This is a genomic window from Mucilaginibacter sp. CSA2-8R (assembly GCF_038806765.1).
GTDB lineage: Bacteria > Bacteroidota > Bacteroidia > Sphingobacteriales > Sphingobacteriaceae > Mucilaginibacter.
In genome coordinates this window covers 4,313,441-4,325,224 of the sequence record NZ_CP152389.1, presented here as the reverse complement: position 1 = coordinate 4,325,224, position 11,784 = coordinate 4,313,441, and the positions used below count along the sequence as shown (strand labels likewise).

Sequence of the window (11,784 nt, the reverse complement as noted above, 5' to 3'; positions counted from 1 at the left end):
CCGGTAGGATAGTCAAAAAGCAAATTTCAACTCAACCTCAATTTACAATTCTGTTAAATGGCTGCTTCATTAACGGTATTTAGAAGGTTTAACCTCGCTTTGGTTATAGGCGGGGTTACCTGGATGGCCGCTCATTTATATTTGATACACGATTTCGGCTTCGATTGGTATGTGGCCGCTGTTGATAGTGCCGTTAGCATTGTGCCGCTTGGCGCCGCCTGCTGGCTTATTGACAACAACCTACGTTATTACCAGCCCGGTAAAGGCAGCTATATCAACTTACTGATATGGTGTTTAGTGCTGGCGGCAGCCTGTACAGCATCTGTTTGGTGGATATTACCACACTTAAATGTTGGCGATACCTTTGGCGTGTTTTTAAAGCAATCGCTCATTTTACGATTTGTAACCAGCTTTCTGGCTATTGGCTGGATGGCCATGATTAGCCTGATTTGGTATGTACAGCAAGACCAGAAAGAAAATGAAAGGCGTAAGGCCGAAGCCGAAAAACTGGCCCGCGATGCCGAACTTTACAACTTACGCCAGCAATTGCAACCCCATTTTTTGTTTAACAGCCTAAACTCTATCAATGCGTTAATCGGTTTTAAACCCGATGAAGCCCGTCGGATGATACACCAACTGTCAGACTTTTTACGCGGTACGCTAAAAAAAGACGACCAGCAGCAGGTAACTTTAAGCGAAGAATTACAGCACCTGAACCTCTACCTGGATATTGAGAAAGTACGTTTCGGGCATCGTTTGCAAACTGAGATAAGCTGCGACGAACGTTGTAACAAAAGCATGCTGCCGCCACTATTATTGCAGCCCATTGTTGAGAATGCCATTAAGTTTGGTTTATATGATACCACCGGCGAGGTAACCATTAGCATCCGTGCCGAGATGGACGACAACTACCTGTCTGTCATGGTGCAAAACCCTTATGACCCGCAAACAGCCCGGCCGCGGCATGGTACCGGTTTTGGCATACGGGGGATACAACGCCGCCTTTATTTGCTGTTTGCCCGTAACGACCTGGTTGAAACTTTCCAAAATGATGATATATTTACCATCATGATAAAGATACCTCAGGCATGAAGCGCGTACTGATTATTGATGATGAGCCATTGGCCCGCATGGTGGTGCTGGAATATTTACAGCCCTTTAACAGTCAGTTGCAGGTAATGCAGGAGTGTGGTGATGGTTTTGAAGGTATTAAGGCAATTATGCAGTATCAGCCCGATTTGATTTTTTTGGACGTGCAAATGCCCAAGATAAACGGCTTTGAAATGCTGGAACTGGTAGAGCAGCCGCCGCAGGTAATTTTTACTACCGCTTTTGACGAATACGCTATCAAAGCCTTTGAAGCCCACGCGGTAGATTATCTTTTAAAACCTTTCAGCCGCGACCGGTTTAACAAGGCGGTAGAGAAATACCTGTCGCAAAGCGGTACGGCACCTGCCGCCAAAGCTACCGAAGCTTTGTTAGACAGCGCTTCGCAATCGCCGGCACAGCACGAGCGTATTGTGGTAAAAACAGGTACCAAAGTTAAAATCATCCCGGTGCATGATGTAGAATATCTGGCAGCTGATGATGACTACGTGAGTATACACACCACCGAAGGGTCGTTTCTTAAAAATAAAACGATGAGCTTTTTTGAGCAAACTTTAGATGCCCGGCAATTTGTACGGGTACATCGCTCATACATGATCCGGATATCAGAAATCACTCGTATCGACCCGTACGAAAAAGATACCCACCTGGCCATTCTTAAATCGGGTGCCCGCATACCGGTAAGTAAAACAGGCTACATGAAGCTAAAACAGGTGTTGGGTATATAATTTAAGTTTTTGCCAATTTCCAAACTACTTCGGTTGCGGGAGCTGCTAAAAAACATGCTTTAAATTCATCGTTGCTGCTAAACTGAAGTTGTTGTAGCAGTCGTTTTTCCACCTGTATCTCAAAGCTGTCAGTATCAAAAGGCCATGGCTTGATGGTTAATCGTCCATCGGCTAACTGCTGCATCTTGTATTTACGTTTGGCCGGGCCCTGGCTCACTTCAATGTCCCGCTGTTCGGGTTGTACCTCATTACGGCATAGTAATAAGGAGCAGGCATCACACCATTCCAATAAATGATAAATACGGTTGGCTTCGGTTGGGCTGATGCTTAAATCATCAAGCCATTGTTTTTGCAGTTTTGCCTGCTCCTGCAAAAAGGGTTTAACCAAGGGGTTGCTGCTTTCTTCTTTCTTGTACAAAAAGGCCATGTGCATGGAAGTAAGCAAAGCAATGTAACGGCTTTTTGATAACGAAAAGTTACTCAGGCACCGGCAATGCTCGGGGTCAAATAAATGCATGTCAAAGTTTAGCGGACCACCCTGCGGGGTAAGCAGAATGTTCGACTCCAGTTCAGTACGGGCATCATCGTGCTCGGCAATGGCCAGCAGGGTTTCCGTCCAGCGTTTGGGGCGTTCTTTAACAGCCCAATGAGCCGCCAGTTGTGCCGCCAATACACCGTGTGCACGTTGAGTTATAATTTCCCATCCTTGCTGTGTGTAATTAACAATCATGCTAACAGTTTAATCATTATCAAAGAGCTAAACTGTAAATCAATATATAATGTGTTAAGAAATTTAATAAATGGTTGTCTGCAACGGTAGAGCAATCAATATAAAGCCTCGCCCTCAGAGCTTTTCGGAAAGATGTCTTTCCATTTCAGAATGCTGTTAAATAAGTCGGCAGTACGGGCTGAGTGAGTGTGCCAGTTTTTCTGATTGTAAACAAGCGGTACATGCATATGTGAGCGGTGCAGCGAACCATGTGAACCTAAGTGCTCCGGGTATTCCCAAAAGTCTCGAAGATCATGGCCCACACGGGCGCTTACCACAATATCGCCCGCTCTGCGACTCCTGAATAGCTGATGAATTTGGTATAATGAATCTGGATATTCACTATCAAATGTTGCTTCTAAAGCTTCGCGGTGCCCCACGGCCCTGATATTATTTCCTAATTTGAGCGGGTCAGCGCTTTCCGGGTCATAGCTAAACGTATCTCCGGTAACCCTTACCGTAGCTTTGCCTACCGCATTATGTACTATGTAACTTTGCGCTTCATCACCGCGGTATATGGCAAAATCTACTGCCTTTTCTGCAATTAAACTTTCCAGGCGAGACGACCCCATGGTTGTTAATATTTCGCGTTCGCGCAAAACATGGTCGCCATCATGGTTAAGCAGATGAATGCTGCCAAACGAGTTACCGGAGATCATTACGGCCGATTTGGGATTGCTTTTCCAGATGGTAGGATAGTAAACCGACTTGAGTCCGTTATTGGTCATCCAGTCGCCCAAATCTAAATGTTGGGTAGTAGGGGTAAGACCATGGTCGGAAGTCAGAATAAATAACGTATCATTCCACCAACCCTTTTTCTCCAGCAGGGCTCTTACTTCGCCCAAACTGTCATCCACAATTTTATAAGCTTCAATAGTGCGTAAATCATGTACATGGTGGTAATGTGAGTCCCAATCTACGCTCGGGAAAACGGCAAATAAAAAATCAAAATCTTTGCCTGAGTGCAGCATGTTCATGATACGCTGATGGCCCTGCAAATCAACCGGATGGTGTCTTTTTAAGAAATGGGCACGGGTGTATAGCCAACCTTTACCTTTTTTACCTAAGTCGTATTCGTCAGGCACATTGCGGGTAATCATGTTATACAAATTATACGATTCGCCCATGAGTTCAAACAGTGTAGGCTTATCAGCCGGCATATCGGTATTAAACCAGGCAGCCTCGGGGCCGCAATAAGAGCGCATGGCATTTTTATTCCACCGGGTTCGTTTAAACTCCGTTTTGTCAAACCAGCGGATGCCGGTAATGCCCATGGTGCCCGGGAAGTGTCCGGTTAAAAAAGGTAAATAAGCAGGGCCGGTGGTAGACGGGAAGCAGGTTGTAGCCTTACGGTACGTACCCTCGTCTATAATTCTTTTAATATTAGGCAGCAACCCCTGATTTATCAGTTCGGGCATGATCTCACTGTGTGCGCCATCAACCAGGTAAAATAGGGTTCGTTTTTTTTGTAGCATTAATAATTCCGGGTGTTTTTTGCTAATCTTGCTAATTAACAAAGGTTCAATCAGTCAAGCTTATATCTAAATTTACTAAATGTTGCTCTCAATTAATTAATGGTGTAACCAATGTAGAACTAACAAGAGTAAAAAATCGTAAACTACCCTTAACGCTGTGGATAAAAATTATAGACGAAGTGCGCTGTGGTTCGCACAAAAGTATCAAATTTGTGTTATAGCTTACATTCAAGGGCGGTTCACATTTTCACACTTAACAACCAGCCAATTATATCTCGATGCTCTTAAAAAAACATTGTGTTACTTTTATAAATATAGTGGCCGTAATGGGTTTGCTGCCACTGGCTACGTACAGCCAGGCCAAAAAAGCGGCCGACAGTATTACTGTAGCCATTGAACCGGAATACAACCACGTAAATGGCTTTCACCGCTTAATGCTGGGTAGCAATTACCGTAAAGAGTGGGCAACGCCGGTTAAAGTACGTATCATCAAATTAGCGCAGGAAAAAGGCGGCCTGAAAGTAGAGGAAAAGGGTGGCGGTATGCAAACCAAATCTTTGCGCCTGGTTGATAAAACCGGGCAGGAATGGGTGCTGCGCTCTGTACAGAAATATCCTGAGAGGGTGTTGCCACCTAATTTGCGCAAGGGTTTGGCTAAGGCCATCATCCAGGACCAAACCAGTACGGCAAACCCGTTTGCCTCATTAACTGTGCCTGTCATGGCCGATGCCTTGGAAATCCCTCACTCCAATCCCGAAATAGTTTACGTAGGCGACGATCCCGTTTTAGGTCAGTTTAGAAAAGATTACAAAAATAGTGTTTACCTTTTTGAAGAGCGCGAACCTTTAGAGTCTGAAAAAACGGATAATACCAAAAAGGTACAAAAAAAACAGCGTGAAGATAATGATGTGCGAGTAGACAGCAAACTGGTGCTGCGTGCACGGTTGCTGGATATGATTATTGGCGATTGGGACCGCCACGACGACCAGTGGCGTTGGGATAAAGATAAAACCAATAAAGAAACGATTTACACGCCTATACCCCGCGACCGCGACCAGGTTTATTATAAAACCTCGGGTGTATTGCCTTGGATAGTGGCGCACCAGTTTTTAAAGGCAAAATTTCAGCCTTATGAAAATGAAATTAGGAGCATAGGCGAATGGAACTTTAACGGCAGGTACTTTGACCGCTATTTTTTAAATGATTTAAACGAAGACGATTGGAAAGAACAAATACAATATGTACAAACACATTTAACTGATGATGTGATATCCCGGGCTGTGCGTAAGATGCCCAGGCAAATATTTGCAATATCTGGTAAAAAGATCATCGCTACAGCTATTGCTCGGCGTAATAACATGAGCAAGCAGGGGTTGGAGTATTACCGTTTTATATCAGGCCAGGTTGACGTGCCTGCCAGCGAAAAAAATGAGCAGATTGATGTTAAACTGCTTGACAGCGGTAAGGTTAGCCTGACCGTGCGCAACATTAAAAAAGACAATAGCTTAGGCCGCGAAGTTTACAAGCGGGTGTTTGACCCCAAAGTTACGCATGATTTACGGGTGTATGGTTTTGGTGGCGGCGACAGGTATGAGGTAACCGGTTCGGGCAAATCGCCTATTAAGATACGAATGATTGGCGCGCCAGGAGTTGATACTTACTCCGTAAGCCCTAACGTAGATGATAAGCACAATTTATACATTTATGACCGTAAGGATGAATCCAACGTTTTTCCAAAAAGGAGCCAGGCTAAAATTAAGACTGGAACAGATAGCACTATAACTGCTTACGACCGTAAAAACTTTCAATATGACCAGCCCGAGCCTATTATATCAGCGCGGTATAATAATGACTACGGTGTTATCTTAACGCTGGGTTACGCTTACACTAAACAAGGGTTTCGTAAAAGCCCTTACGAGTGGCGTCAGGAAATTTTGGGCAGTTATGCATTTGGCCGGCAATCATTCAGGATTAATTACAATGCCGATTTTAAGGGGCTTATTGGTAATAACGACTTATTAATTAAAATTACTTCCCGTGGTCCGCACAACATCAGTAACTTTTTTGGCGTGGGTAACGAAACCTTTTTTAAAAATGATGACGACGACGATAAAGACAAGAGCCGGATTCAGTTTTTTCGTAACAGGTATGATTTTGTTTATGGCGATGCCCGTTTAGCGCACACCTACGGTAAGGTTAAAGTAAGCGGGGGCATTACCGGGCAATTTTATTATGCCAATGGCTCCGAAAACGCAAACCGGTATTTAGCCATCTACGATTCGCAGAACCCAGGCGAGAATGTGTTTGGCAGTAAAGTATATGCCGGTTTGGTTACCGGTGCCGAAGTGGACACCCGCGATAACCAGGTGGTAACAACAAAAGGGGTGTATTGGAACACTACCCTTACTGGTTTGCAGCAAATTAACGGGCAAAACCGCCGGTATAGTCAATTGCAAAGTGAATTTAGTTTTTACTTAAATCCCGACCGAGATTCTGTTTTTGTATTAGCAGCCCGTTTTGGCGGAGGAACTACTTTTGGTAAGGCAGATTATTTTCAGCAGTTAAAATTGGGTGGTACTGATAATCTGCGCGGCTTCCGTACCTGGCGATTTACCGGTAAAAGCATGTTGTACAATAACATTGAGGCCCGGTTAAAACTATTTGATTTTAATGCTTACCTGTTCCCGGGGACATTCGGCGTAATAGGTTTTAATGATGTTGGCCGGGTTTGGACACCTGGCGAATCATCCTCTAAATGGCACGATGGCTATGGCGGTGGTATTTTTATACTGCCTGCGGAGCTGTTTTTGATTCAGGCTACTTACGGGCGGTCTACTGAAGGGCATTTCGTATACGTGAATTTGGGATACCGTTTTTAAAAGTAGCATTAACTTCCTTTAGTGAATTAACATAAGCCGGTACAAGCTCAGAATGGTATCGGCTTAGCTGTCTAAAGGCTTAATTGCAGGCAACTATTAACGGTGTCAATCAGCTCAGTTAAGTCAAAGGGCTTGGCAATCACGGCGTCGCATCCAAAACTGTAAAAATCGGTTTTGTTGGTGTAGGCAGAAAAAATGATGACCGGAGTTTTGTGCAATTGATGATGCGATTTAATTCTGCGGCAAATTTCGCCACCGTTATCATCCATCAGCTTATAATCAAGAATGATGAGATCAGGCCGGTAGTTTTCGGCTACGGTAACAATGTTTTTGCTATCGGAGGTGCTGTTTACCTCAAAATGCTCATAGGTAAGTACTTCATGAACTACTTCGAGTATGTCCATGTTGTCATCCAATACCAATATTTTTTTGAGCATAAATTTATTTAAAGCTAATAGGGCTGGGTGTGCTGAGCGTAAATTGCAGTTTAAAAAGCTGATTTATAAAATAGCTGAACACTGTTTCCTACCGGTATATACAAAGATAATAAAATACTCTGCATAGCAAATAGCGTATAACCTAAGCATTGAATTGTGAGCAAGCTACAGGTAATTAAAAGACGATTTAAGAATTCTATTTCAAAAAGTGGTTGCAAAGATTTGGCCTAACATCTTAGTACAACGAACTGCTGATACTTACAGCTTACATTTGAACGCTGCAATCAAACTTCAGCCGGTTCACAGGTCAGCATTTCAATCTTGCTAATGAGATCTTGCATGTCAAAAGGTTTAGCTAAAAAGTCATCTGCACCGGCTTCAAGCGCAGATGCGCTGATGTCTTTGCTGGCAGATATCATCAGTATGGGTATCTGGCGGGTTTCATCCTGCATCTTCAGTTGCCTGCATATATCACGGCCGTCGCATCCTGGCATCCAGATGTCTAAAATCAAAAGATCAGGATATTGATTTGGCCGAATAGTCAGTAAGTCGGTAGCATTATAGGTAGAAGAAACTGTGTACCCATGAAAATCTAAAATCATTTCCACCGCGTCAACAATCCCCGGATCGTCATCGGCTATCATTATTCTTTTTGGCATGTTATCTAGTAGGTGATAACAAACTTATAAAAATCTTAACTAATTTGAAATAAAAGTTAAAGCAGTGTAAATTTCTATAACAACAGTTTATATCCCAACGTAGCAAGCTATGAATGTATAAAACTGCTTTAAGCGTTAAGTGCCTTAAAATAATTGATATTGAACTGTTTGGCTTTGTGGCTGGTAGTTGCGAACAATCACTTCGCTAACGCCCGTATGTTTAATGTTATACACCGGTGTTTCTTCATGACGTGAGGCTACAATTACCTGGGTTGAGCCAGCGTAGGGTATAAACATGTTGCGGGCCAAGTCGGGGCAGTTGTTATCTTTTGATAAATGCGCGAGCAGCAAATGGCTCATATAATCCGGCTTATGCGTTTTGAAAAGTTCCAGGGCCTGCCGGTTAGAAAGGTGGCCATAACCTCCGCTAATGCGTCGTTTCAAATGGTACGGATAATTGCCTTGTGCCAGCATTTTTTCATCATAATTAGCTTCTAAGAAAGCTGCATGGCATTGCTTAAAATGGCTGACGAGATTTTCGCATGGGCAACCAATATCGGTAAACACACCCACTTTTACATTTTGGCAACTGACGATAAAACTATGTGGTTCGGCAGCATCATGAAACTTAGGGAAGGCGGTTATAGTTAGCTCGCCAATTTGTACCGGCTCGTAACCTCGCAATGGTTTAACCAAATGGTTTTCTAACAACAAGCGCCCGTTTTTTAGGGTGCCTGGTGTAATATAAACCGGCAATTGGTACTTTTTAGCAATTAAAGGCAAGCCTTTAATATGGTCCGAATGTTCGTGCGATATAAAGATGGCTTTAACCTTATGCATGGAAAGCCCTAATCGCAGCATTCGTTTCTCGGTTTCGCGACACGATAAACCCACGTCAACCAACACAGCTTCGCGTTGATTACCAACATAATAACAGTTGCCATTGCTGCCCGAATTGAGTGAGGTGATGAATAATGCCATAAAGGGTTACAAAATAACTGGTTTTTGTTCAACATTACTTAATGATTAATTAAATATATTTCTGAGAGACGTCTTCAGCTTTTACAAATTTCATCCATTGGGTTAATAGCATTTTGCAAATAATTCAGTCAATTTGCATCAATTAAAACACCAATCGATGTATCGCGACATTCAAGTTTTTAGTACCGACTGGCAGCACGAGTCGGCTAACACCGTAAAAATATTTTCGGGCATTACCGAAGAAACCAAGACAGTAAAAATCAACGCCAACATCCGTAGCTTGGAAAGATTAGCCTGGCACATCACCGAAACCATTACTGAGATGGGAACAAAGGCCGGTTTGTTTGATGAAAACCCTTTAGAAGATCAACCTGCCCCGGCAACCATGGCTGAGTTAACCGCTATCTATCAGCAGTATAGCCAACGCTTAACCGAAGCCGTACAGCAGCGCTGGACTAACGAAAACCTGACCGAAGAAGTACCCATGTACGGCGAAAACTGGAGCAAAGGCACAGTGCTGTCTGTATTGATTTCGCATGAGGCACATCACCGCAGCCAGATGACTATTATTATGCGTATGGTAGGTTTACCGGTACCTGGTTTGTATGGCCCGTCGCAGGAGGAGTGGGCGGCTATGGGTATGCCGGCCATGCAATAAAAAAACTTTTTAAAAGCCGGCGTGTCTGTACAATACTACCAAACATACAGATATGGAAACTTTTGAAGTAGCCGTAGGGCAGAGCCAGCGGCAGTTACGTATAGAACCGCAGGCCGGAAACAATGTATTTAAAGTTTACGCCGTTGACCCGGCCTTAGACTGGATTGACCACGAACAGGCGCGCTCCGTTGATATACCGGAAGACGGCTTGCTGGGTACCATTACTCTGCGCAGCGAACGCGATTTTGACTTCGATGGCGTAGCCGCCTTTTCAGGTAACGAAGTATTAGGCATAGCTGCACAAATTGTAAGGCATCCCTCATACCAGCAATCATAATTTGAGCAGGATAGTTAATTGCACCCATGCGGTTAACTATCCTGTACTTAACTGGTTAAACTAAAAAATGATTAGCCTAAGTATTTATATTTACCGCTAAGCCAATTCAATAACCGGTTAAGTATGAAACTTAAGGAATTTATTTGCCTCAGTACTTTTTTACTTTGGGGTACGCAAACCATATGGGCTCAAAAAGCAGCCGTTAAGCCCGCAAAGAAGCCTAATATCATCATCATCCTGGCTGATGATATGGGTTACTCAGATATTGGCTGTTTTGGCTCCATTACCCAAACACCTAATCTGGATGGCATGGCTAAAACAGGGTTGGTGATGACGCAGTTTTATAATGCCTCCCGCTGCTGCCCGTCGCGTGCTTCGCTGTTAACCGGTTTGTACCAGCACCAGGCCGGGGTAGGCGATATGGTGAACACCCGCAAAGAATCTGCCTACCAGGGCTACCTTAATAATAATTGTGTAACCATTGCCGAGGCGCTTAAAAGCGGTGGCTATAATACCTACATGGCCGGTAAATGGCATGTGGGTACGGCACAAGAGCACTGGCCGGTAAAACGCGGGTTCGATCATTATTTTGGTTTAATTGATGGTGCAGGGAGTTATTTCAGGCCAACCCACCCTTACCGGCCCAACCAGCATTTAACCGTAGCATTAGATGACCAGCCTTATACGCCCGGCGATAACTTTTATGCAACCGATGCTTATGCCGGCTATGCGGTAAAATACATCAAGGATAACAAAACCACTGGAAAGCCTTTCTTTTTATATATGGCTTTTACCGCTCCGCACTGGCCGCTTAATGCCCTGCCCGAAGATATTGCCAAGTACAAAGGCAAATTTATGGCGGGTTGGGATAAACTGCGTGAAGCACGATTTAACCGCATGAAACAGTTAGGCATTATTAACAGTACTACGCAGCTTTCGCCATGTGATAAAAATGTGCCCGAATGGAACTCCTTAACTGAGCAGGAAAAGCAAAACTGGGATGATAAAATGGCTACCTACTCAGCTATGATTGACCGTATGGACCAGAACATCGGTCGTATACGCCAGGCACTTAAAGAAACAGGGCAGGACCAGAATACAGTCATCATGTTTTTGTCGGACAATGGTGCCAGCAGTGAGAGCATCAAAGGTAATGGTTTTACCCCCGAGATGATTGCCGCCAATTTAAAACCAGCCAGCGATCCATCATCGTTTACGGCTTACGGTTTTACCGGGGCTAATGTGAGTAATACGCCGTTAACTCTGTTTAAGCACTGGGTGTACGAAGGCGGTATAGCTACGCCATTTATTGTAAGTTACCCTGCCGTAATTAAAGCACACAAAAAAAGCGAGCAGCCCGGGCATATTGTGGATTTGATGGCTACCTGCCTGGATTTAGCCGGTACGCAATATCCTAAAACTTATCATAACAATGCCATTAAGCCTACCGAGGGTATCAGTTTGCTGCCCTTAATTCAGGGTAAAACCTGGAAGGGGCACAACGCCTTGTTTTTTGAGCACGAAGGCAACCGCGCGGTAAGGCAGGGCAACTGGAAACTGGTATCAGAATATCCGGCCAACCAATGGCATTTATACAACATTGTTCAGGACCGCTCTGAAACCAATGATTTGGCAGCACAAAACCCGGACAAGGTTAAGGCTCTGACCGAACTTTACGAGCAGTGGGCTAACCGCATAGGTGTAATCCCATTCGAAAAGCTGGACAAGCGCAAAGGGGATGAGTTTTAGCATTT

The 11,784-nt window shown here is 44.1% G+C and carries 11 protein-coding genes; 6 read left to right on the top strand and 5 right to left on the bottom strand.

Annotated features, from left to right (window positions below):
• Positions 1-57 precede the first annotated feature (57 nt).
• Both AAGR14_RS18370 and AAGR14_RS18365 read left to right on the top strand, forming a co-directional pair.
• Positions 58-1,092 (top strand): histidine kinase, encoded by a 1,035-nt coding sequence (locus AAGR14_RS18370; RefSeq protein ID WP_342645701.1) that lies wholly within the window; start codon positions 58-60, stop codon positions 1,090-1,092.
• On the top strand, positions 1,089-1,835 hold the full coding sequence (locus tag AAGR14_RS18365) for a LytTR family transcriptional regulator DNA-binding domain-containing protein (protein WP_342645700.1): 747 nt from the start codon (positions 1,089-1,091) through the stop codon (positions 1,833-1,835). The genes AAGR14_RS18370 and AAGR14_RS18365 overlap by 4 nt, the downstream gene beginning before the upstream one ends.
• Position 1,836: 1 nt before the next feature.
• Here the strand turns inward: AAGR14_RS18365 and AAGR14_RS18360 are convergent, their stop codons facing one another.
• Together AAGR14_RS18360 and AAGR14_RS18355 are read right to left on the bottom strand one after the other, a co-directional pair.
• On the bottom strand, positions 1,837-2,565 hold the full coding sequence (locus AAGR14_RS18360) for a DUF3891 family protein (RefSeq protein ID WP_342645699.1): 729 nt from the start codon (positions 2,563-2,565) through the stop codon (positions 1,837-1,839).
• 95 nt (positions 2,566-2,660) lie between these two features.
• Positions 2,661-4,079, bottom strand: coding sequence for an alkaline phosphatase family protein (locus AAGR14_RS18355; protein WP_342645698.1), 1,419 nt, complete (start codon positions 4,077-4,079; stop codon positions 2,661-2,663).
• Between the two features lie 278 nt (positions 4,080-4,357).
• Here AAGR14_RS18355 and AAGR14_RS18350 point away from each other — a divergent pair, with 278 nt between their 5' ends.
• Positions 4,358-6,958, top strand: a complete 2,601-nt coding sequence (locus AAGR14_RS18350; protein WP_342645697.1) for a BamA/TamA family outer membrane protein — start codon at positions 4,358-4,360, stop codon at positions 6,956-6,958.
• A gap of 71 nt (positions 6,959-7,029) precedes the next feature.
• Here the strand turns inward: AAGR14_RS18350 and AAGR14_RS18345 are convergent, their stop codons facing one another.
• The 3 genes from AAGR14_RS18345 to AAGR14_RS18335 form a co-directional block, all read right to left on the bottom strand.
• Entirely contained in the window at positions 7,030-7,395 is a 366-nt protein-coding gene (locus tag AAGR14_RS18345; protein WP_342645696.1) for a response regulator, read from the bottom strand.
• 284 nt (positions 7,396-7,679) lie between these two features.
• Positions 7,680-8,054: a response regulator transcription factor gene (locus tag AAGR14_RS18340; protein ID WP_342645695.1), complete on the bottom strand. Its 375-nt coding sequence runs from the start codon at positions 8,052-8,054 to the stop codon at positions 7,680-7,682.
• Positions 8,055-8,198: 144 nt separating this feature from the next.
• The gene (locus AAGR14_RS18335; protein WP_342645694.1) at positions 8,199-9,035 is read right to left on the bottom strand and encodes an MBL fold metallo-hydrolase; all 837 of its coding nucleotides are present in this window, start codon (positions 9,033-9,035) and stop codon (positions 8,199-8,201) included.
• A 157-nt stretch (positions 9,036-9,192) separates the two neighbouring features.
• Between AAGR14_RS18335 and AAGR14_RS18330 the strand changes: the two genes are divergently transcribed.
• The 3 genes from AAGR14_RS18330 (at position 9,193) to AAGR14_RS18320 (ending at position 11,779) form a co-directional block, all read left to right on the top strand.
• The gene (locus AAGR14_RS18330) at positions 9,193-9,693 is read left to right on the top strand and encodes a DinB family protein (protein ID WP_342645693.1); all 501 of its coding nucleotides are present in this window, start codon (positions 9,193-9,195) and stop codon (positions 9,691-9,693) included.
• Positions 9,694-9,745: 52 nt separating this feature from the next.
• Entirely contained in the window at positions 9,746-10,030 is a 285-nt protein-coding gene (locus AAGR14_RS18325) for a hypothetical protein (protein ID WP_342645692.1), read from the top strand.
• A 123-nt stretch (positions 10,031-10,153) separates the two neighbouring features.
• The gene (locus tag AAGR14_RS18320; RefSeq protein WP_342645691.1) at positions 10,154-11,779 is read left to right on the top strand and encodes an arylsulfatase; all 1,626 of its coding nucleotides are present in this window, start codon (positions 10,154-10,156) and stop codon (positions 11,777-11,779) included.
• Positions 11,780-11,784 lie beyond the last annotated feature (5 nt).

Bases quoted from the DNA above. Each gene is read 5' to 3' on its own strand.
- AAGR14_RS18325 (WP_342645692.1), top strand. From the start codon at position 9,746: ATGGAAACTTTTGAAGTAGCCGTAGGGCAGAGCCAGCGGCAGTTACGT.
- AAGR14_RS18360 (WP_342645699.1), bottom strand. From the start codon at position 2,565: ATGATTGTTAATTACACACAGCAAGGATGGGAAATTATAACTCAACGT.
- AAGR14_RS18345 (WP_342645696.1), bottom strand. From the start codon at position 7,395: ATGCTCAAAAAAATATTGGTATTGGATGACAACATGGACATACTCGAA.
- AAGR14_RS18330 (WP_342645693.1), top strand. From the start codon at position 9,193: ATGTATCGCGACATTCAAGTTTTTAGTACCGACTGGCAGCACGAGTCG.
- AAGR14_RS18340 (WP_342645695.1), bottom strand. From the start codon at position 8,054: ATGCCAAAAAGAATAATGATAGCCGATGACGATCCGGGGATTGTTGAC.
- AAGR14_RS18320 (WP_342645691.1), top strand. From the start codon at position 10,154: ATGAAACTTAAGGAATTTATTTGCCTCAGTACTTTTTTACTTTGGGGT.
- AAGR14_RS18335 (WP_342645694.1), bottom strand. From the start codon at position 9,035: ATGGCATTATTCATCACCTCACTCAATTCGGGCAGCAATGGCAACTGT.
- AAGR14_RS18355 (WP_342645698.1), bottom strand. From the start codon at position 4,079: ATGCTACAAAAAAAACGAACCCTATTTTACCTGGTTGATGGCGCACAC.
- AAGR14_RS18350 (WP_342645697.1), top strand. From the start codon at position 4,358: ATGCTCTTAAAAAAACATTGTGTTACTTTTATAAATATAGTGGCCGTA.
- AAGR14_RS18365 (WP_342645700.1), top strand. From the start codon at position 1,089: ATGAAGCGCGTACTGATTATTGATGATGAGCCATTGGCCCGCATGGTG.
- AAGR14_RS18370 (WP_342645701.1), top strand. From the start codon at position 58: ATGGCTGCTTCATTAACGGTATTTAGAAGGTTTAACCTCGCTTTGGTT.